The organism is Halorubrum sp. Ib24 (assembly GCF_002252745.1).
Classification (GTDB): Archaea; Halobacteriota; Halobacteria; order Halobacteriales; family Haloferacaceae; genus Halorubrum.
Window position 1 is genome coordinate 34938 of record NZ_NHOX01000016.1, and the last position, 20484, is coordinate 55421.

At 65.6% G+C, this 20484-nt stretch carries 19 protein-coding genes and 3 pseudogenes; 12 read left to right on the forward strand and 10 right to left on the reverse strand.

Annotation, left to right across the window (positions count from 1 at the left end; genetic code table 11):
- Positions 1-10: 10 nt before the first annotated feature.
- Both DJ82_RS03460 and DJ82_RS03465 read right to left on the reverse strand, forming a co-directional pair.
- Positions 11-556: a TlpA disulfide reductase family protein gene (locus DJ82_RS03460; protein ID WP_094581068.1), complete on the reverse strand. Its 546-nt coding sequence runs from the start codon at positions 554-556 to the stop codon at positions 11-13.
- Entirely contained in the window at positions 553-1248 is a 696-nt protein-coding gene (locus tag DJ82_RS03465) for an SCO family protein (protein WP_094581069.1), read from the reverse strand. Before DJ82_RS03465 ends, DJ82_RS03460 begins: the two co-directional genes overlap by 4 nt.
- Positions 1249-1446: 198 nt before the next feature.
- Between DJ82_RS03465 and DJ82_RS03470 the strand changes: the two genes are divergently transcribed.
- The gene (locus DJ82_RS03470; protein WP_004046191.1) at positions 1447-1653 is read left to right on the forward strand and encodes a cold-shock protein; all 207 of its coding nucleotides are present in this window, start codon (positions 1447-1449) and stop codon (positions 1651-1653) included.
- Between the two features lie 185 nt (positions 1654-1838).
- Positions 1839-2547 (forward strand): annotated as a pseudogene (radB, locus tag DJ82_RS03475) (DNA repair and recombination protein RadB).
- A gap of 23 nt (positions 2548-2570) precedes the next feature.
- Here radB and DJ82_RS03480 read toward each other — a convergent pair.
- The 4 genes and pseudogenes from DJ82_RS03480 to DJ82_RS03495 form a co-directional block, all read right to left on the reverse strand.
- Positions 2571-3209 carry an IS6 family transposase gene (locus tag DJ82_RS03480; RefSeq protein WP_094581070.1) on the reverse strand — a complete coding sequence of 213 codons (639 nt, stop codon included), beginning with the start codon at positions 3207-3209 and terminating at the stop codon, positions 2571-2573.
- Positions 3210-3514: 305 nt separating this feature from the next.
- A pseudogene (locus DJ82_RS03485) lies at positions 3515-3710 on the reverse strand (transposase); the annotation flags it as partial.
- A gap of 24 nt (positions 3711-3734) precedes the next feature.
- Positions 3735-5867, reverse strand: a complete 2133-nt coding sequence (locus DJ82_RS03490) for a hypothetical protein (protein ID WP_094581071.1) — start codon at positions 5865-5867, stop codon at positions 3735-3737.
- Between the two features lie 57 nt (positions 5868-5924).
- A complete protein-coding gene (locus DJ82_RS03495; RefSeq protein WP_094581072.1) occupies positions 5925-8237 on the reverse strand; it encodes a hypothetical protein in 2313 nt (770 codons plus the stop codon).
- A 1195-nt stretch (positions 8238-9432) separates the two neighbouring features.
- Between DJ82_RS03495 and DJ82_RS03505 the strand changes: the two are divergent.
- Both DJ82_RS03505 and DJ82_RS03510 read left to right on the forward strand, forming a co-directional pair.
- Positions 9433-9782, forward strand: a pseudogene (locus DJ82_RS03505) (IS6 family transposase); the annotation flags it as partial.
- Positions 9783-10107: 325 nt separating this feature from the next.
- The gene (locus tag DJ82_RS03510; RefSeq protein ID WP_094581073.1) at positions 10108-10977 is read left to right on the forward strand and encodes a hypothetical protein; all 870 of its coding nucleotides are present in this window, start codon (positions 10108-10110) and stop codon (positions 10975-10977) included.
- Between the two features lie 112 nt (positions 10978-11089).
- Here DJ82_RS03510 and DJ82_RS03515 read toward each other — a convergent pair whose 3' ends face one another.
- Complete coding sequence (locus DJ82_RS03515) at positions 11090-12229, reverse strand: CBS domain-containing protein (RefSeq protein ID WP_094581074.1); 1140 nt, start codon at positions 12227-12229, stop codon at positions 11090-11092.
- 188 nt (positions 12230-12417) lie between these two features.
- Between DJ82_RS03515 and DJ82_RS03520 the strand changes: the two genes are divergently transcribed.
- A complete protein-coding gene (locus DJ82_RS03520) occupies positions 12418-13107 on the forward strand; it encodes an HAD family hydrolase (protein WP_094581075.1) in 690 nt (229 codons plus the stop codon).
- 100 nt (positions 13108-13207) lie between these two features.
- Positions 13208-13570: a hypothetical protein gene (locus DJ82_RS15180; RefSeq protein WP_241881398.1), complete on the forward strand. Its 363-nt coding sequence runs from the start codon at positions 13208-13210 to the stop codon at positions 13568-13570.
- Between the two features lie 400 nt (positions 13571-13970).
- Here the strand turns inward: DJ82_RS15180 and DJ82_RS03530 are convergent, their stop codons facing one another.
- Positions 13971-14525, reverse strand: coding sequence for a hypothetical protein (locus DJ82_RS03530; protein WP_094524822.1), 555 nt, complete (start codon positions 14523-14525; stop codon positions 13971-13973).
- 317 nt (positions 14526-14842) lie between these two features.
- Between DJ82_RS03530 and DJ82_RS03535 the strand changes: the two genes are divergently transcribed.
- Both DJ82_RS03535 and DJ82_RS03540 read left to right on the forward strand, forming a co-directional pair.
- Complete coding sequence (locus DJ82_RS03535; RefSeq protein WP_094581076.1) at positions 14843-15607, forward strand: aldo/keto reductase; 765 nt, start codon at positions 14843-14845, stop codon at positions 15605-15607.
- Positions 15608-15711: 104 nt separating this feature from the next.
- Positions 15712-16662, forward strand: coding sequence for a tetrahydrofolate dehydrogenase/cyclohydrolase catalytic domain-containing protein (locus tag DJ82_RS03540; RefSeq protein WP_094527932.1), 951 nt, complete (start codon positions 15712-15714; stop codon positions 16660-16662).
- An 83-nt stretch (positions 16663-16745) separates the two neighbouring features.
- Here DJ82_RS03540 and DJ82_RS03545 read toward each other — a convergent pair whose 3' ends face one another.
- Both DJ82_RS03545 and DJ82_RS03550 read right to left on the reverse strand, forming a co-directional pair.
- Positions 16746-17303, reverse strand: coding sequence for a diadenylate cyclase (locus DJ82_RS03545; RefSeq protein WP_094524825.1), 558 nt, complete (start codon positions 17301-17303; stop codon positions 16746-16748).
- An 89-nt stretch (positions 17304-17392) separates the two neighbouring features.
- Positions 17393-18874 (reverse strand): bifunctional UDP-sugar hydrolase/5'-nucleotidase, encoded by a 1482-nt coding sequence (locus DJ82_RS03550; RefSeq protein WP_094581077.1) that lies wholly within the window; start codon positions 18872-18874, stop codon positions 17393-17395.
- Between the two features lie 273 nt (positions 18875-19147).
- Here DJ82_RS03550 and rpl7ae point away from each other — a divergent pair, with 273 nt between their 5' ends.
- Genes rpl7ae through ndk form a run of 4 tightly spaced genes read left to right on the forward strand, consistent with a single transcriptional unit; the run spans position 19148 to position 20413 of the window.
- The gene (gene rpl7ae, locus DJ82_RS03555; RefSeq protein ID WP_094524827.1) at positions 19148-19510 is read left to right on the forward strand and encodes a 50S ribosomal protein L7Ae; all 363 of its coding nucleotides are present in this window, start codon (positions 19148-19150) and stop codon (positions 19508-19510) included.
- 6 nt (positions 19511-19516) lie between these two features.
- Positions 19517-19741, forward strand: coding sequence for a 30S ribosomal protein S28e (locus DJ82_RS03560; RefSeq protein ID WP_094524828.1), 225 nt, complete (start codon positions 19517-19519; stop codon positions 19739-19741).
- A gap of 3 nt (positions 19742-19744) precedes the next feature.
- Positions 19745-19933, forward strand: a complete 189-nt coding sequence (locus DJ82_RS03565; protein WP_092565766.1) for a 50S ribosomal protein L24e — start codon at positions 19745-19747, stop codon at positions 19931-19933.
- Positions 19934-20413, forward strand: coding sequence for a nucleoside-diphosphate kinase (gene ndk / locus DJ82_RS03570; RefSeq protein ID WP_094524829.1), 480 nt, complete (start codon positions 19934-19936; stop codon positions 20411-20413).
- The last annotated feature ends 71 nt before the right edge of the window (positions 20414-20484 follow it).

Here is a 20484-nt window from a genome sequence, read left to right on the forward strand (position 1 = left end):
GCTCGTCCCCTCATCGGTCCAGCGCCCGCTCGATCCCGTTCACGAACTCCTCCGTGGTGTGGGTCCCTGACGTCGCCCAGCGCACGCGCCCCGTCGCGTCGACGGCGCGCGCGCTCGGATAGCCGCCGACGCCGAGCCGAGCCGCGAGCTCAGCGGTCGTGTCGGCCGCGACCAGCCAGTCGCCGTCGTGCTCGCGCCACCAGTCGGCGACCGTCTCCTCGCTGACCGCGCCGCCGACGTCCTCCGTCGTCACCGAGACGAACAGCACCTCGTCGCCGATCCGGTCGTGGGCCTCGGCGAGGGCCGGCATCTGCTCGGCGCACGGGGGACACCACGTTCCGAAGAAGTCGATGAACGTCGGGCGATCGGGCGCCGGAAGCGTCGCCGCGCCGTCGCGGCTTCCCGGCGCGTCGACCGTCGGCAGCGTCGTCGGCTCGATCGGTTCGTGCGCGTCCCCGCTCCCGAGCACCGCGGGCGCGCTCCCGGACGCGACGACTCCGGCCCCGCCGAGCGCGCCCGCGCTGGCGAGTCCGGCGAGGAGGTGGCGGCGCCTCACGCGGTGACCACCCGCTCAAAGTCGCTCACGAGCCGTTCGATGTCCGTCTGCGGGCCACGCGGGTAGGCGCGCTCGACGATCCCCCGCTTGTTCGCGAGAAGGATAAGCCCGTAGTGGGGGAACTGGTACTCCAGGTTCTCGTACTGGTCGGCGTCCCGCTTCTCGATCACGAGCCCGAAGTTCTCGTCCATCAGCTCCTGCGCGCGCTCGTAGCTCTCGGGTCGCAGGAAGTGCCAGTTGCCGGCGTCGAGGTCGACGCCCTGCTGGCCGGCGTACTCGCGGAGGACCTCGGCGATGTCGCGCTCGGGGTCGAACGTGAGCGCGAGGAAGGCGGACTCGTCCCCGTACCCCTCCTCGGCGGCGACCGCCTGCGCGCGCCGGAGCCGGAGGATGAGCGCCGGGCAGACGCCGTCCGGGCAGTTCGTGTAAAACGAGGTCCACAGGACGGCGCGCTCGCCCTCGAAGTCGGCGACTGACACCTCGTCGCCCGTGAGCGGGTCAGGAACGGTAAAATTCGGCATCTCGTCGCCGTAGCTCGGGTGGACGGCCTCGCTCAGGTCCCGCTCCGGCGGGCCGAGGACGGTTCCCTCGGCGCCCGAGTCGCCGAGGACGCCGAGACAGCCGGCGGTCCCGACGGTCGCGCCGACGCCGGTCCCGGCCGCGAGCGACCGCAGATAGGTGCGACGATCCATGTGTATACGCCGACCTACGTCCTCGCGCGTAAATGAACCCCGCGACTGGTCGCACCGCGCGGCGACGGCGGCGGAAGCGTCGAAGAACCCGGTCTCGGCGTCTAAGACGACGCCGACGCGACCGACGGGCGCCGAGACGGTCGTGGTACCACGACCCTCGCAAGCGTTATCCCCCAAACGCCCGTCTGTTTGGTTGCAATGGCAAACGGTAAGGTTGACTTCTTCAACGACACTGGCGGCTACGGTTTCATTTCGACTGACGACGGCGATCTCGACGACGACGAGGACGTGTTCTTCCACATGGAAGACGTCGGCGGCCCGGACCTCGAGGAGGGTCAGGAGGTCGAGTTCGACATCGAGTCGTCCCCCAAGGGACCCCGCGCGACGAACCTGACGCGCAACTAACGATTCTACCGCGGACGCCGCGTCCGCACGCACTACCGGAGCCCGTCGCCGGTCACCGAGACCGGCGACCGTTCCGTTCTTTCACGCTTATTTTTCCCGACGAGCGACGGTGCTCGACCGTTTACCCACGCTCGACGACGCCGGGATCGACCGTTTAAATACGAGTGCGGGCGAGACGGTTCACAGTGAGCGATCCGATCCCGACCGGCTGTCGGCCGGTCGACGACCTGTTGGGTGGCGGCTTCGAGCGCGGGGTCGTCACGCAGGTGTACGGCCCGCCAGCGGCCGGGAAGACGAACCTCGCGTTGGCCGCGGCGGTCGAGGTCGCCGCCGGCGGCGACCGCGCCCTCTACATCGACACCGAGGGGCTCTCGATCGACCGGTTCGAGCAGCTCGCCGCGGGGCGGGCCGACGACCCCGTCGTCGACGACGCGGTCGAGGAGATCGCGTCGCGGCTGGTGATCTCCGAGGCGTACGACTTCGACGACCAGCGGGAGGCGGTCCGCGACGCTGAGGAGCTCGCCGAGGAGGTCGAGCTGATCGTGTTGGACTCCGCGACGGGGTTTTACCGGCTGGAGCGCGCCGGCGACACCGAGGGCGGGCAGTCGCTCCGGAAGGTCGCCAAGCAGGTGACGCACCTCCTCTCGCTGGCGCGCCGCCACGACCTCTCCGTCGTGATCACGAATCAGGTGTTCACCGACCCCGACTCCGACCGCGACCGCGCGCTCGGCGGCAACACGCTCAACCACTGGACCGGGGCGATCCTTCGCGTCGACAGGTTCCCGCGGCGGGAACCGCCGGGCCACGCTGGAGAAACACCGCTCGAAGCCCGCCGGCGACTCCGTCACCTTCCGGATCGTCGCCGACGGGCTTGCCGAGGGCGCGGACGCCTGAGTGGCGCTCTAGTCGACCTCGCGTTAAGTTTGACGTGAATTGTGGTAGACGGCGAAGGCTTCGAGCCAGTTTTGAGCTGTCTCTAGCGCGACATTGCTGAAACTATTTGCAAACGATGATGTTCGTCGCTCTATTTCCCAAAAGACACGTTCGATAGCATTCCGATTTCCATGTTGAATGACTTGAAATCGATAGCCGTCTTCAGCGAGGACTGAGCCGAGATAGTCTGCGTCATCGACGAGAAATTCGACGGTATCGAGCTGATAGCGCCGGTGTAGCTCGGTGAGAAACCATCTCGTTGTCTGTTTATTTGCGGTCGGATAGAGGCTCACATGGAGGATCTCGTTCGTTTGTGGATCAACCGCACCGTACAGCCAGAACTTCTGGCCGTGGAGGCGGAGCATCTTTTCGTCAACCGCAAGCTGATCCTCGGAGATGGTTGAGATCGGCTGTAGATCGGCTTTATGAACCCAGTTATGGATAGCGACGTGACTCCGTTTGATCCCATATTGTTCAAGAAATTTACTCACCTCTCGAAGTGACATACCAGTCAAATGACAGCGGATTCCCTCTTCAATCGCCCAGCGTGGAGTCCGATCTCGCTCCACAAACGACAAGTCGATCCATGCGATACATTCGCTGAGGCGTTCGATTTCGGTCATAAGCACTCTGAAGTCGAACGCCTCATCCTCTAACTTTACGCGACCCTAGTCGAGGGAATTAAACCCTTCCTACCGTCCTGATACGTAATTAGTAACGGGGAGAGTCGACCCGGACGAGCGACGTCCTGTTCGTCGTCGCCTGCGTCCTCGCGGCCGCCCTCGCGCCCGCGGCGGCGGCCGGCGGGCTCGGCGAAGCGGCCGTCGACCGCCCGGGTCCGGCGGCCGACGCGACCGCCACGTCCCGCTCCCCGACGTCGACAGCGCCGGCGGCGCCCGCTCCGCCCGCGACGTCGACGTCCCGTGTTGTGGCGGCGGACGAGTTGCCAGCCGATCTGCGTGTCGTGGCGTTTCCCGGTCGTACAGTGAACGCCGAGGCACAGCTCGCGTTTTTGTATCGACGAGCGCGATCGTTTTCAGCGTTTGAACGGGATAGTTCGTCCGGCGGCAGTAGTGCTTGCCGGCGGTTTCACGGTCGAAGAACGTCGCGTCTATCGCGGCGTGATCAGCGGCTATAAAAAGAGTGACTCAGGCCGCTGCCTGAGTCTGGTTGCCGGTCTGGGTCTGGTCCTGCTCGTTGTCGTCGCCGACTTGCACCTGCACTTGGTTCTGATTGGTCGTCTCTGACTGAGTTCCATCTGAGGCGGCGGACTCCTGAGACTGATCCGTCGCCTGGGATTGACTCTGCTCGTTGTCGTCGCCGACCTGCACCTGCACCTGATTCTGGATGACCACCTGATCCGAATCGCTCACGTCGTCGACGTCGTGCTGCTGCTGGGTCGAGGTCTGTTCCTGAATCTGATGATGCTGATCACCGGATTCGACTTCGACTTGTACCTGCACGACGACGTCTACCTGACCGTCGCTGCTGCTACTGCTTGCTTGTGACTGGCCCTGTCCCTGACCGCCGGAGCCGCCGGACTGGGTCTGCCCCTGGCTCTGCTCGGTCGACTGGGATTGCTGGTCGGCAGCCTCGCTATCCGACTGTTCCTGGGTCTGCTGGCTGGTCTGTTCCTGAGACTGCTCGTTGCCGTCGCCGAACTGACCCTGGGCCTGGCTTTGGTCGCTGTTCTGCTGTTGGTCCTGACTGGCATCGGATTCGGTCTGGACTTGGGACTGGTTCTGCTCCGAACTCTGGCTTTGCGACTGGTCGCTGTCTTGACCGTCCTGCGACTGGGTCTGATCTTGGTCGGCTGACTGTCCCTGATCCTGGTCGTTGTTCTCACCAGACTGTTTCTGGTCGGCCGCTTGGTCGACCGACTGGGCTTGGTCCTGTTCTTGATTCTCGCCGTTCTGGTTCTGGTGTTGGTTTTGCTGGCTGTCTTGGCTTCTATCTTGATCGTTGTTCTCGCCCGACTGCGCTTGTGAGCCTTGCTGTGAGTTCGACTGTTCCTGTTCCTGAGCGTTGGTTTCACCGGATTGGACTTGACCCTGGTTCTGGCCGGCATCCTGGGCACCGGCCTGTTCGTTGTCTTCTCCGGTCTGGTCGCTCGATGCGGTCTGTTCGCTGGTTTCTTCCTGGTGTTGCGTGTTGCTCTCGCCCTCCTGACTCTGGGTCGCGTCCTGGTCGGCATTCTGCGACTGGCTCTGGTCGCTATCTTCGGCGTCCTGATCCTGTTGTTGGGTTTGCTCTCCCAACTGCCCTTGCGTCTGCTCGTTGTCCTCGCCGGATTGGCGACCGCTCTCCGTCTGGCTGACCTCCTGATCTTGCTCCTGGTCTGCGTCGTTACCCGTCTGGCCTTGGCTCTGATCCTGGTCAGCGTCTTGGTGTTGCGCCTGGTCGCTGCTCGTGGCAGATTGGGATTGAGTGGCGCTCTGGTCGGCGTTTTGCGACTGTTCCTGATCGCTGTCCTCCGAGTGTTGCTCCTGCGATTGATTCTGATCGCTCGCCTGTAACTGTTCCTGATGGTCGTTTTCGCCGTCCTGGCTCTGATCTTGAGTCTGGTCGGTGGTCTGAGCCTGATTCTGATCGGAATCCTGTCCGGACTGATCTTGCGTCTGCACTTTTGAGACGGACTTGGACTGCGACTGGGAGTTGTCAGTCCCCGTTTGAGACTGCTCCTGGCCAACGCCGCTCAGTTGGCTCTGATCCTGCCCGTTGTCCTCGCCAGTCTGAGACTGGCTTTGCTGGTGACCCGCCTCGACAGACTGTTGCTGACCGGTCCAGTCTCCTGACTCGCTGTACTCGAAGCGCGAGTCGGATTCATCACTCTCACCTCCGTCGTCGTTCGAACTGTCGCTCTCGTCGTCGTCGGACGACTGTCGGTTAGTTTCGCGAATCTCGTTCGAGGACTCTTCGGACTGGTCGTCACCGGTATTCGTCGACCGTCCTTCGTCGGCCGACGACTGTTGAGTGTCCGTCTCGCCCTCGTTCGATTGTTCGCCGGTTTCGTCGTCGGACGACTGTCGGTTAGTCTCTTGAATGACGTTCGACGTGTTGTTTGACTGGTCGTCGTCGGTGTCCGAAGGCGATAGCACGTTCGCGTCCGGCGTGTCTCCGACGAGAGGCGAACTCTGACCGCCTGCGTCAGCGACCGGTGTCTGGATGCTCCCCGAGTCACTTGGGGTCGCCAGCGGACTGGCCAGACCGACTGGGACCGCTATTCCGGCGGTCACGATGAGTACCGACAGAACCACTAGGTATGATTGTGTCTTGGTCATGTTTTTGATCATAAAATTAGGGTGGAATAATATCTCCGTAGACCTCTTTGGGGGAGGTTAGCTCTGGCTCTGGGCCTGGGTCTGGACGATCGTTTGAGACTGGCTCTGGTCGTTGTCTTCGCCCTCCTGCTCCTGCTCTTGGTCCTGGTCGACCTCCTGAGTCTGGTCCTGATCGTTGTCCTCACCGGATTGGTCCTGAGCCTGACTCTGTGCGGACGACTGGCTCTGGCTCTGGCTGCTGTCCTCGGCGTCCTGCTCTTGGGTTTGATCTTGGTCGTTGGTCTGGGCCTGGTCTTGGTCGTTGTCCTCGCCGGACTGCTGCTGATCCTGTGCCTGGGCGTTCGAACTGTCCTGAGTCTGCGTGTTGTCCTCGCCTGCCTGGTCCTGCTCTTGGTCCTGCTCCGAGTCCTGAGTCTGGTCCTGCTCGTTGTCCTCGCCGGACTGCGTCTCGGTTTGGATCTGCGAACTGGACTCGGTCTGACTCTGTTCGCTGTCGTCGGCGGTCTGATCCTGTTCAGCAGTCTGGTCGCTGTCTTGGCTACTGGACTGCTCGCTGTCGTCGGCGTCCTGTTGCTGGCCCTGACTCTGGGTGCTGGTTTGCGACTCGGACTGCTCGCTGTCGTCGGCGTCCTGAGTCTGGTCAGCGTTCTGGTTGCTCTCCTGGTCGCCGTCCTGTGAGCTGTCCTCGCCGGTCTGCTGCTGGCTCTGCCCCTGCTGGTTCGATTGCGTCTGCTCCTGATCGTTCTCTTCACCCTCCTGAACCTGTTCGCCGTCTTGGTCGCTCGTCTGGTCGCCCTCTTGGGCGTTGCCTTCGCCGTCCTGGTACTGCTCGACGTCTTGGTCGCTGTTCTGGTCCTGCGTCTGCGTGTTATCTTCGCCTTCTTGACTCTGGTCGCCGTCGTTAGAGCTGTCCTGCTCGTTGTCCTGCTCGTTGTCCTCGCCGTCCTGATTCAGGTTGGCGTCCTGCTCGTTGGACTGGGCCTGATCCTGGTCGTTACCTTCGCCGTCTTGGCTCTGGACGGCGCTCTGGGCGTTGGCTTGGTCGCTTTCTTGATCGTTGTCCTCGCCGTCCTGATCCAAGTCAGCGCTCTGGGCGTTGGACTGGGCCTGATCCTGCTCGCTATCGTCGGCGTCCTGGTTCTGGTAGGCGTTCTGGCCGTTATCCTGAACGCTTTCCTGGTTATTGTCCTCGCCGTCTTGGTCCAGCTCGTCCGTCTGGTCGTTGGTCTGGGTCTGCTCTTGGTCGTTGTCCTCGCCTGCCTGATGCTGCTCGGCGTTCTGCTCGTTATCCTGCTCGTTGTCCTGCTCGTTGTCCTCGCCGTCCTGGTCTAAGTCAGCGTCCTGACCGTTGGTCTGGGTCTGGTCCTGATCGTTGTCTTCCCCTTCCTGGGTCTGATCGGCGTCCTGATCGCTGTGCTGGATTTTCTGCTGGTAGTTATCCTCGCCGTCCTGCTCCAGGTCAGCGTTCTGGGCGTTGTTTTGGGTCTGTTCCTGCCCGCTATCGTCGGCGTCCTGGCTCTGGGTGGCGTCCTGGTCGCTGTCCTGCCCGCTGTACTGTTCGCTGTCGTCCGCGTCCTGGTCTAGGTCAGCGTCCTGATCGGACGTCAGTTGCTGTTGCTGGAGGTTGTCCTCGCCGTCCTGGTCCTGGTTTCGGTCCTGCTCGGCGGTCTGGGAGCCGGACTGGTCGGAGTTCTCACCTTCTTGGTCCGCGGAGATGTACTGCTCGATGGTGCCCGGCAGGGACTGCGACTGCACGTTGTTCAGCCCCTCTTGGGCCTGTTCGGCGGTCTGGATGGCACTTTGGATAAGCTCTTGGACAGATTCTTCGGCGTCCTGGAATCCTTCTTGGACCAGACTGGCCGTTTGCTCTTGGTACTGTTCGTTGTCCTCACCCGCTTGGCTCTGGACACCGGACTGGCCAACGTTCTGGCTCTGGTCTTGATCGTTGTCCTCACCGGCCTGTTCTTGATCCTGCTCCAGATCCGCGTCCTGACTCTGCGTCTGCGCGTTTTCCTCGCCGTCCTGATCCTGACCGGCGTCCTGTCCTATATTCTGGTTCTGTGCCTGACTACTGTCGTCAGCGTCCTGGCTCTGTTCTTGCGACAGCGAACCAGTCTGTTCCTGTGACTGGTCGTTGTCTTCGCCACATTGGTCTTGGCTTTGAACCTGCGCTCCTTGGATGATCTGCGCTTGGTCACTGTTCTCGCCGTCCTGATCCTGAGACTGCATCCAGGCGATACTCTGCTCGTCCGATTGGTCGCTGTCCACTGCACATCCTTGCTGAGCGACCGCGGCCCCACTCGCTCCGACGATGAGGCTGACGGCCACCATCAGCACGAACAAAATCCGTATGGTGCGTATTTCGATCATACTCGTACGCACTTGTGTACCAAGTGCAGGAGGCACAACTATTCATTGGGTAATTGTTATATCCTGCTTGATTTGATTCTGAGAAATTACTTACATTATAACCAATCTCTGTTATTAATTGAGTCGAGAATTTTAGACTACAATAACATATACCCGCTATAGCAATTTTTAACGCTCTGTTGAATCCGCAGAAGTCGATGGGATAGCGTCGCTCTGAAGATGGAAGCGAATCGGACGAGTCGGAAGTGGCCAAACTACTCTTCCGCTTCGTTAAGCAACTCGTATCGCCGGCTCAAAAGCGCTGTGCCGCCAGTCCAACGGCGGTAAGCGATCCGACTGGCAACGGATTTCCCGGGTGGTCGCACGTAATGCTCCACTTTTTGCGGGTTCACATAGATGCGACGAAGCGTGAGATCGTCGATTGGGCGAGTGCAACAGATCGCGTTCGTGGCCTGTTACAGTTGGCTCGGACGGCATTTCCCGCACCCTCAACGCTGTACCGGTCGTTTAAGAGGGTGCCCAAGTCGGTGTGGCGTGGCCTTCTTCGGGAGTCCGCGAACATCTGCGCTCCGGGCTCGCATGGAGCCATCGATGCCACAGTCTTCGAGCGGGAAACGGCATCGAGACATTACCAACACCGCTCGGATCGCCACGTACGCACGCTAAAAAAACGACGGCGCTGGTCGATACAACCTCGTGTGCCATCCTCGACATCCACTGGTTGGCACACTGGCCTCGCAACACACAAACTGGCCGTCGAGTCCCCCTTCGCAACACCGAGAAAATCGACAGTCTCGCCCGCGACAAAGGCTATGACGACTAGTCTCTCCGGGACGCCCTCCGATCGGAAAGCGTCGGCCCTTGCTGCGTCACCAGCTGTTCGCTGCCTACGATCACGTCCACAACGCACGGTTGGAAAAAGAATTATACGGCCAGTGCTGGATGGCCGAGACGCCTTTTCGGCCATCAAGTGTCGATTCAGCCCCGCTGTCCGCCCTCGCGTATGGTACCGCGAGTTCCGCAAACTCGTGTTGACCGCCGCAGTCTACAACCTCAAACAGACTCTCAAACAGTGATCCCCGCGCCGTCATCGGATTCAACAAAGCAATCTTTAACAAAATATGAGCCGCTGCTGTGTGAACCATCGTGTTCAGATAAGGATGAAGAGTGGGGCGATGTGTTTTCTGAGTGGTTGATACCGGAAAACACACGCCTCAGCGGTAGCATCGACCAGATCGAATTAGCTTTTGTGGAACGAGAAGCGACACCGAGATTGTTGATATAGCTCGGTATTCAGCTCTATCTCGCTGTTCTGTCACTTTCGAAACCGTTTCTATCCTTAAGATATTCAGTGTCGAATGTGTTCGTTCAATCGTCCATAATTGGGTTCACAAGGGCGAGCTACAGCCCGAAGCTGGGCGGTGTCCGGATCACGTTGCGGTTGATGAGACTGTGATCCGGCTGAACGATGAACAATATTGGCTGTATGCAGCCGTCGATCCCGAGACAAACGAATTGCTCCATACAACGCTTGAACCGACGACTGGCTCAGATCGTTCAGCTTCGCATGGAATCAGCTCATCTGAACACGATGGTGTGAATATTCAAAAATTATAAATGAGTATGTGAATTATAAACAATATTTGTTCGAAATACAATGTTCTCTTGTCGCTTTCAATGATTTCGTCCGTCTATCGGTAGCTTCGTCAAACAGGAGAAAGCGTCGGCCTCAAGGATTTATTCTCCGATTAACGGTATCAAAATCGGGTTCCGAATGAGCTACAGATGCGTCTCGAAGTGATCGACCCCACCCGATGGATCTGGTGAATCGACAGAAGGCGTTTGATTTCACTGTTTCACGGCCCGCTCGATGTTGGAGACCACACACATCAGAACGATCTCACAGCGAAACGGGAGGCTCGACGCGACGGCGACCGTGACGAACGTTGGCGGACTCGCCGGCGAGAACCGCACCGTTGAGCTCCGGCGGACCGACCCCGCGAACGCGACCGTGACCGTCACCGACGCGGAGACGGACACGACCGTCGCCGCCCCCGACGTCGCCGTGCTGAACGAGGGGCGCGTCACCGACGACGCCGCCGTGAGCGTCGCCGTCGATCCGGGCGGGTCCGTGAGCCCGAGCTCGATATCGATCGACGGGATCGGGGTCGACGATACCGGCTTGGGGTCGTTCACCGTCTCGATCGGATCGAGCGCGCCGGCGGGAACGTGCACGGTGACCGCCTCCACGGCGGACGACTCGCGAACGACCGCTTTCGAGGTGGTGAGCGGCGAGGACGACGGGGACGGTGGCGGCGAGAGCAGCGGAGGCGGCGGGGCCGCGGCACCGGACGACGACGGGGAGACGGCGGACTCCGGGAACGAAGCGACGGAACCGACGAACGAGACGAGCGACCTGACCAACGAGACCGGCGCTCCCGCGAACGAGACGGACGATCTGACCAACGAGACCGGCGCTCCCGCGAACGAGACGGGCGAATCGACCGGCGAGGGAGAGCCCGTTGACGACGAGCCGTCGGACGACGCCGACGGGGGAGACGGGACAGCCGGTGGCGGCGGCCCGGGCGAGTCCGACGGCGACGACGGAACGGGGGCCGACGAACCCGGCGCGCCGGACGACACCTCCGACGACGAGGCGCCCGGATTCAGGCCGATCGCCGCGATCGTCGCGCTCCTCGCGGCGACGCTCCTCGGGCGGGCGCGGGCCGGGAACGGCTGAGACCGCCATCGCAAGTTGAGACCGACATCGCGAATCCCGTTCCCGGCCGGGAATACCGAAAAGGCGCGGAAAGCGGCCGGAACAGTCGAACGCCGTCGAACCGCCTACCGGCTCACAGCTGGCCGAGCTTGCGAAGCAGCTGGCCGCGGTACTCCTCGTCGGCGTTGACCCCTTTGATCTCCAAGACGTTGCGCTCCAGCTTGTCGAGCGCCACGTGGAAGGCGTGCTCGGCGCCGTACCCCTCGCCGGAGCCGCCGACCTGGCCCTCGTTGGTCCGGAGGCGGATCTGACACTGGATCAGGGGCGTGCCGCGGAGCTTCTCCTTGTGGGCGTGGAGCCGGACGTGCGCGTGGATGACGTGCATCGCGGCGTACTTGTCGGCGACCTGCTCGATCGACTCGACGATGTGCCCGCGGGTGGTCGTGTCCAGCAGGTCGACGTTCGTGATCTGCACGTCCATCGAGTCCTGCTCGGTGAACGTGAGCGCCCGGAGCACGTCAGTCTTCGTCACCATCCCGGCGACCGTGTCGGCGCCGTCCGGCGTGACGACGAGCCCGGAGACCCTGTTGTCGAACATCCGCTCGACGACCGCCTGGGCGGTCTCGTCGGCGGTCGCGGTGACGACGGGGCTCGACATGATGTCGTAGACGGGGATGTCGAGCATGCGGTCGATGTCGCCGGCGCGGTCGCCGCTGCCCTGTCGCTCCTGGTCGCGGACGACGAACTCGACGATGTCGTTGGTGGTGACGACGCCGACCAGTTGGCCGTCCTCGTCGAGGGCGGGGAGCCGGGAGATCCCGTTCTCGCGGAGGCGGTTGATCGCGCGGCCGACGCTGTCCTTCTCGTTGATCCCGATGACGTCCTCGGTGGCGACCTGCGCGACGGTGATCGCGTCGAGGCTGTCGAGGACGGCCTCGAGGATCTGGTCGACCGTGACGATCCCGTAGAGCTTCTCCCCCTCGTAGACGGGCGCGATCTTCACGTCCCCCTCGACGAGGAGGCGGGCCGTCTCCCGCCCGTCCTCGTGGCGGTCGACGGAGGGCGCGGGCTTCATGACGGCCGACACCTTCGTGTCGTCCTCCATGCGCGAGCGCATGAGCTGCTTCTCGCCGACCACGCCGGCGTACTCGCCGTCGTCGGTGACGACGATCCCCTTCGGGTTCTCGCGCTCGAAGATGGACCGGACCTTGGCGAGTCGCGTGTCGACGTCGACCTCGACGTATTCCGGCACCGCGATATCAACGATATTCATGTGCAAGTCGGGGATTCGTCGCGCCGGGTATTGAAAGTGCGGGAGGCGTGTTCGACGGTGAGATCGCTCCCGCCTCGGTGGTGTCAATTCGCATTCATTTCCGCTCGAACGGCGAGGGAAAATATCGGCGGTCCACGGCGACCGGAACCGGTGAAAGCTTTTTGACGGCTACCCTCCGAGGGTGAGCCGTGTACGACGCCGTCGTCCTCGATAAGGACGGGGTGCTCGTCGGACGGACCCCGTTCAACACGCTCCGTGAGGCCGCCTGGGACGCGTTCGTGAGCCTCGGCGTCGAGGATCCCGACCTGGCCCACGTCGACGACGTCGCCGTCGGCGTCGACCCCGCGACGCTCACCGACATCTGCGAGCGCTACGGGATGGAGCCGGCGGAGTTCTGGCGCGTCCGCGACGAGACGGCCTCGAACGCCCAGATCGACGCGGTCCGAGCGGGGCGGAAGACGCCGTACGAGGACGTCGACGCGCTCCGCTACCTCGACGCCCCGCTCGGCGTGGTCTCCTCGAACCGGCAGGCGACCGTCGACGCCGTCCTCGACCACTTCGGTCTCGCCGGGCGGTTCGAGGTCGCGTACGGGCGCGAGCCGTCGATCGCCAGCCTCTCGCGGAAGAAGCCCTCGCCGTACTACCTCGAACGCGCTCTGGAGGACCTGGGCGCCGAGACGGCGCTGTTCGTCGGCGACAACGAGTCGGACGTGCGCGCCGCCGACAACGCCGGCATCGACTCCGCGTTCGTCCGGCGTCCGCACCGCCGCTCCGCGGAGCTCTCCTGCCAGCCGACGTACGAGATCGACGACCTCCACGACCTGGTGAGCATCTGCGGGCGGTCGCCGGTGGACGCGGCCGCGAGCGATCGGTTTTAGCCGCCCGCGGCGCGGTCGAGAGTACCCACCCGTGACGCGGTCGAGGGGGTTCGTTCCTCGGACCGCAACCACTATTCAGACCGCGACCGAGATGCCGCCCGTGTCCTCGCCCTCCACGAGTCCGGACGCCGACGCCCGCCGCTCGGCCGTCCGGCCGATCGCGAAGCGGTACCGCCGCGCCGAGCGCGCCGTCAGCTGGCTCGTCGCCCTGTCGGTCGCCGGGGCGTTCCTCGCCGCGTTCGCGCTCGCCGATCTGCTTCCCGCGCTGGCGGTGGGCGCGGTTCTCCTCGTCGCGGTTCGGGCTCCGTTCCTGCGTCGGCGCGGGACGACGAGGCTCCTGACCGACGCGTCCCCGGAAGCGGTGACCGAGGCGTTCGCGTCGGCGACGCCGCCGGTCCTCGCGTTCCAGTGGGCCGTCGCCGACGAGGTTCGCCCGACCTCGGACGGGGCGGGCGGGGCGTAAGAGCACTCGTCGCTCGTCGGGCTCCGGACCTACTCGCTGGAGATAGCGACGGAGACGGAGGCGCACCCGGACGGGAATGCGACCGACGCGGACCCCGCTGACCCCGCGAGCGACGACGGCGTCGCTCCGGTCGCGCGCGTCCGGATCGAGGGGACCCTCGACGGGGCGCCGTGGGGCGCGTACGCGGTCTCGATCCGGGACGCGGCCGACGGGGCCCCGGGCGAGACGGTTGTCGACGTCGAGCTGCTCTCCCGGCGGCGGTTCGGGCTCCGCAGCGTTCCGCAGGCGCTGGTCGCGGACGCGTACTACGCCGACGCGGTCGCGGCGCAGGGGTACGCGGTCGCCGACCGCGACGTGTCGTTCGCGGTGTCTCGGTAGGACCGACCGGACGGCGGAGGCGTCACGCGAGGAGCTCGCTCTTCGGCGCGTCGACGACGGTCCGAGAGACCGCCTCGTCGTCTTCGACGCCCCGGAGGTCGACTCCGCGGAGGCGGAGCGCGACCGCGGCGTCGGCCCGCTCCGCGTCGTCGCGGGGTCGGACCGTCTCGGTCTCGCGCTCGCCGTCGCCGTCCTCGCTCCGGTGGACGATAGCGAGTTCGCCGTCGTCGAAGGCGACGTGTTCGACGTCTCGGTAAGAAACGGTCGTCGTCCGTTCGCGGGCCACCGACGCGGCGACGCCGCCGACCGCGGTGAGCAGACCGAGCAGGCCGATCGCCGTCTGCGCGGTCCCGCCGCCCGCGAGGAGCCACTCGGCCGCCGCGGGAACGATCGCCGCGAGAGCCGCGATCCCGCTCCAACCGCCGTCGCGGAGGGCCGACGGGAGGCGCCCGGAGACGAGGGCGCTTCCGGCCGCAGCGACGCTTCGAGCCACGCCGCGGCGGATCCGGAGCTCGCCGGGAGCGACGCGGACGGACCCGCGGGCCGTGGCGAACGACCACGTGCGCGAGCGGCTCATCGACCGCACCGCGTCGACCGTCGGTCGAGAGGGCGAGCGCCGTCGGTTCGGGAGCTCCGTTCGCGGCGAGAGGTCGGAGGCACCGCCGCTGGGCGGGGACGCAGTGGGACCGTTCGCATGGAGGGATACCGTTCACTGCGCCGGCGAGGCACTTATAACACGGAGCCGCGCCGGGTCGGCGTCGGTCGCTCCCGACCCGAATCGGCGCCGATCGCTCCCGACCCGAACCGGTGCCGGTCGCTCCTGGCCCGAACTGGCTCCGGTCGTCGAGCGCGAGAAGCCGGACGCTTTTTGACTCGGTCGGCCCTCGCAGCGTCATGGACCTCCCGCCCGTCGGTCTCGGTACGATGGGGATCGACGACCCGGACGCGGTTGCGACGGCGCTCTCGGTCGGCTACCGCCACCTCGACACCGCGCGGATCTACGACAACGAGGCGGCCGTCGGCGAGGGACTCGCCGCGAGCGAGGTCGCCCGAGACGAGGTGACCGTCGCCACGAAGCTGTGGATCGACGATCTCGCCCCCGACGAGGTCGGCCCGGCCGCCCGCGAGAGCGCCGACCGGCTCGGCGTCGAGGCGATCGACCTGCTGTACGTCCACCGACCCCGAGGAGCCTACGATCCCGAGGCGACGCTGCCCGCGCTCGATCGGCTGGTCGACGAGGGGCTCGTGCGGAACGTCGGCGTCTCGAACTTCGAGCCGGCCCAGTTGGACCGCGCTCTCGACGTCCTCGACGCGCCGCTGGCGGCCCACCAGACCGAGCTCCACCCGCTGTTCTACCGGCCGGAACTCCTCTCGCACGCCCGCGAACGCGGCTACGACGTGGTCGCCTACTCGCCGCTGACCGGCGGTCGGGTGCGCGAGGTCGACGCCGTCCGTTCGGTCGCGGCGGCGCACGACGCCGCGCCCGAGGCGGTCGCGATCGCGTGGGCGACCGCGAAGGAGCCGGTCGCCGCGATCCCGAAGGCGTCGAGCGAGGCCCACCTGCGCGCGAACCTCGCGGCCGCCGACCTCGACCTCGCTCCCGATGAGGTCGCCGCGATCGACGCGGTCGAGCGCGAGGAAGAGCTGTTCCCGGAGTAGCGTCAGCCCAATCGATCCATCTTTGTGTATAATATGCCCCGAGAGAACACCGAGATCGGCACGATCCCGCGTCACTTTTGTACCGCCTCGCTCTCGATCTGAACATGACCGAGAGCGCGAACGGCGCGGGCGGCGACGCACCCGGCGACGACGACCCGGACGCGACGACGATCATCGACGGGGAGTCCGTCGCGGCCGACGTGCGCGCCGACGTGGCCGCGCACGTCGAGACGCTGGCGGACGCCGGCGTGACGCCCGGGCTCGCCACCGTTCTGATGAGCGACGACCCCGCGAGCGAGACGTACGTCTCGATGAAACAGCGCGACTGCGAGGAGGTGGGCATCGAGAGCGTCCACGTCGAGATCGACGCCGACGCGCCCGCCGACGAGCTGTACGAGACCATCGACGACCTCAACGACCGCGACGACGTCCACGGCATCCTGGTCCAGCTACCCGTCCCGGACCACGTCGACAAGCGGAGCGTCCTCCGGCGGATCGCCCCCGAGAAGGACGTGGACGGCTTCCACCCGGAGAACGTCGGGCGGCTCGTCGCCGGCGACGCCCGGTTTAAACCCTGTACGCCACACGGCGTCCAGAAGCTCCTCGCGGCGTACGACGTGGAGACCGAGGGCGCGGACGCGGTCGTCGTCGGCCGGTCGGACATCGTCGGGAAGCCGATGGCGAACCTCCTGATCCAGAAGAGCCCGGTCGGGAACGCGACCACGACGGTCTGTCACTCCCGGACCGAGGGCCTGGAGGGGAAGCTCGCGGCCGCCGACATCGTGATCGCGGCCGCCGGGATGCCCGAGTTCGTCGACGGCTCGATGCTCAAGCCCGGTGCGACCGTGATCGACGTCGGGATAAATCGGGTCGAGGCGGAGACGGAGAAGGGGTACGAGCTCGTCGGCGACGTGGACTACGAGTCGGCGACGGAGGTCGCGGGCGCGATCACGCCGGTCCCCGGCGGCGTCGGGCCGATGACGCGGGCGATGCTCCTTCACAACACGGTGAAGGCAGCGGGGATCCAGTCCGACGTCGCGATCGACCTCGATTAGGCGGAACGGCGACGGACGCGCTCAGTCCCGCCGAAACGTCCCGGTCGTCGCACGACGCGGTCGTCGCTCGTCGGGGCGTCCGCCTACGTCTCGGGTCGCCATCGCCCCCCGATCTCGTCGCGGGGATAGTCCTGGTACGTGCCGTTCAGAAACGTGGTGACGCGCCCGTCCTCCTCGCTGAGCGTGACTCCCCAGAGGACGTCGTCGCGGAGCGACGTCTCCAGGGCGCTCATGTGTTTGGTCCCCATCCAGTCGGGGAACTCGAGGTCCTCGACGTCCTCGACCTCGCCCCGGTAGGGGTTCCGGACGCGCACCATCTGTTGCTGAATGGTGCCGTCGCCGGTCACGATGACGGCGCCGTCTCGGCTGAACGCCACGTCCCGGGCGACCTTCGTGAACACGTCGCGCGACTCGGTGACGACGCGGCAGCGGTCGACCGGCCACTCGTTGTCGCCGAGGGGGTCCGTGTAGTCGGCGAAGTTCACCTCCGCGACGATGAGGATGTAGAGACTGGGACCGCTCACGTACTGTTCGCCCCACTTCTCGAACTCCAAACTCAGCGACTCGGCGGTGTACCTGATGTGATCCATCAGGCTCTGGCTCGTCGCGTACTTCTCGAGCACCTCGTCAAGCGCGTTCATGTGGTGTGTGTACACACGTCTCAAACCATGTTAAACCCTCTCAGGGGTTCGGCGCTCGCGCCGCCGACCGCCCAGTCGCCGTCGGCCGCTCAGTCCTCGTCCCCGGCGGCCGCGCGGTTCCGAATCTCGATGCGGCCCTCGATCTCGGGGTCGATCCCGTGCTCGCGGGCGTAGGCGGCGAGCACCTCGTACTGGATGTCGGCCTCGTCGATCCGGTGTCGCTGCCCGAGCGTCGGGAACTCGTGTTCGGAGTGGAGCAGGTACTCCGAGACGGCGACGGTGTAGCGACGCTCCGGGTCGATCGGCTCGCCGCCGACGGTCGCCTCCAGGACGAGCTCGGCGTCGTCGTCCCAGACGACCTCGGCGTTCGAGACGTGTCCGTGCCACCAGTCGTCCTCGCCGAAATCGACGTCGGGCGCGGCCATCTCGCGGAACACGTCGTGCAGCTCCGCGCCGGTGACCGAGGCGAGCGCCACGGGCTCCTCGAACGGGATCAGGCTGATGAGGTCGGCCTTCGTCACCTCGCCCGCCCACGGGTCGCCCTGCCGGAGCCCGCCGGCGTTCGAGAGCCCCACGTCGGCGTCGTGGGCCCAGCGGAACGCGTCGGCGACGATGTTGCCGACGCGGCACTCGCCGCCGTGGACCACCTCGCCCGTGCGCTCAATCGGCCGGTCGACGACGTCGAAGGCCTCCGAGAGGTCGGCCGCGGCCATCCGCTCCGCGAGGGCGTCTTCGAGGCCCGGCGCCGGATCGGCGCCGTCGGGCTCGTGGACCGTCGCGGTCGGGACGGGAGTTCCGGCGTCGTTCGCCGCGGCGTCGCCCGACCCGTCGGCCATCGCGTCGCTCGGAGCGCGTCCGCCGAACTCCACCTCGGCCACCGTCTCGCCGTTGACGCCGGGGCGGACGATCCGGGTACCGGCGACGACGTCGTTCCGGCGGCTGTGGACGTGGCCGCCGAGGATCGCGTCCACGTCCAGCGCCCGCGCGAGGTCGTCGTCGCCCGCGCCGAGATGGGAGAGGACCACGGCGTGATCGAGCGCGTCGGCGTCGGTCCCGCTCGCCCCCTCGGCGACCGCGGCCCGCATCTCGGCGAGGGCGTCGCGCGCGGCGGCGACCGGGTCGTCGAATGAGAGCTCGGCGGCCATCGGGTTCAGCGAGTCGGTGGCGGGGTCGGTGACGCCGACGAACCCGACCGCGGCTCCGTCGACCTCGCGGACCGCCCACGGGACGACGCCCTCGTCGCGGCCGAACGGCTCGCCCGCCTCGTCGCGGACGTTCGCGGAGACGAACGTCGCCGGCGCGTCGGCGACGAGCCCGCGGAGCGCGTCCGGGCCGTAGTCGAACTCGTGGTTGCCGAACGTGTCGAGCTGAGTGCCCGTGGCCCGGTAGAAGTCGAGGACTTGCCGCCCGCTCGCGACCAGCGACAGGACGCCCGGCGCGGTCGTGTCGCCGGTGGCGACGACCGCGGCGTCGGGGCCCGAGAGCGCCCGGATCCGGCCGGCGAGGCGAGCCGCCCGCTCGGGGGCGTCGAAGACGTTCTCGATGTCGGAGTAGTGAACGAGACGGACCATGCGATGTCAGACGGGAGGGGCGAGCGACGCTTAAAAAACGCGGAGTCCGGCGCGGGCGGCGCCTCGGGTTCGGCACGGCCGACTCCTGACTCCGGGGAGCCGATTCCCGCCCCGTGACTCCCGCTCGCACACGCGAGGGACATTGAAAGCGCTTTTATGGACGTCCGGACTACGTCGGGTCACAGCCTCTGTGGGGTTGATGATGTGCCGTTCCGTTAGGGACCGACCACGGGACGGACACGCGAGCCCGCACGGAGGATAGGTGAACAACATATGCCCGTTTACGTAGACTACGAAACCCCAGCCGACCTCGCCGAGCGATCGCTCGAGGCGCTCGAGGTCGCTCGAGACACAGGCACCGTGAAGAAAGGAACCAACGAGACCACCAAGGCCGTCGAGCGCGGCAACGCCGACCTCGTCATCGTCGCGGAGGACGTCTCCCCCGAGGAGATCGTCATGCACCTCCCCGAGCTCGCCGACGAGAAGGGGATCCCGGTCGTCTTCGTCGACACCCAGGACGACGTCGGTCACGCCGCGGGCCTCGAGGTCGGATCGGCCGCCGCCGCCGTCGTGGACGCCGGCGACGCCGACGACGACGTCGAGGACATCGCCGAGAAGGTCGCGGAGCTCCGATAACCACCCATGAGCGCAGAAGAGGGTATCGACGACTCGACCACCGCCGAGGTGATCGAGGTCGTCGGCAAGACCGGGATGCACGGCGAGGCCATGCAGGTCAAATGCCGCATCCAGGAGGGATCGAACCAGGGCCGGATCATCACCCGGAACGTCCTGGGCCCCGTCCGCATGGGCGACGTGCTCCAGCTCCGGGAGACCCAGCGCGACGCCGACTCCATCGGAGGCCGATAACCAATGGTCGAGACACGCACCTGCGACTACACCGGCGAGGAGATCGAGCCCGGCACGGGCACGATGTACGTCAAGAAGGACGGACAGATCCTCCACTTCGTCGACTCGAAGGCGGAGAAGAACTACTTCCTCGGCCGCGAGGCGCGCGACCTCGAGTGGACCGAGGAAGGGCGCGACCACGGTGGCGAGTAGATGAGCCACCACGACGAGCGCACCTTCGTGATGGTGAAGCCCGACGGCGTCCAGCGCGGTCTCATCGGCGAGATCGTCTCCCGCTTCGAGGAGCGCGGCCTGAAGCTCGTCGGCGGCAAGTTCATGCGCATCGACGAGGCGCTCGCCCGCGAGCACTACGGCGAGCACGAGGACAAGCCGTTCTTCGACGGTCTCGTCGAGTTCATCACCTCCGGCCCCGTCTTCGCGATGGTGTGGGAGGGAGCCGACGCGACCCGACAGGTCCGCGCGATGGTCGGCGAGACCGATCCCGCCGAGTCCGCCCCGGGCACGATCCGCGGCGACTTCGGGCTCGACCTCGGCCACAACGTGATCCACGCGTCGGACCACGAGGACGAGGGCGCGAACGAGCGCGAGATCGACCTGTTCTTCGACGAGGACGAGCTCGTCGACTACGGCCTCGACACCGCCGCGTGGGTGTACGAGGACGAATCGCACTAACGGCGCACGAAGCCCGGCTTTCCGCTTTTCGACGCCTCCGAGGAACCGCGAGCGGTCGCTCCGTCGACACA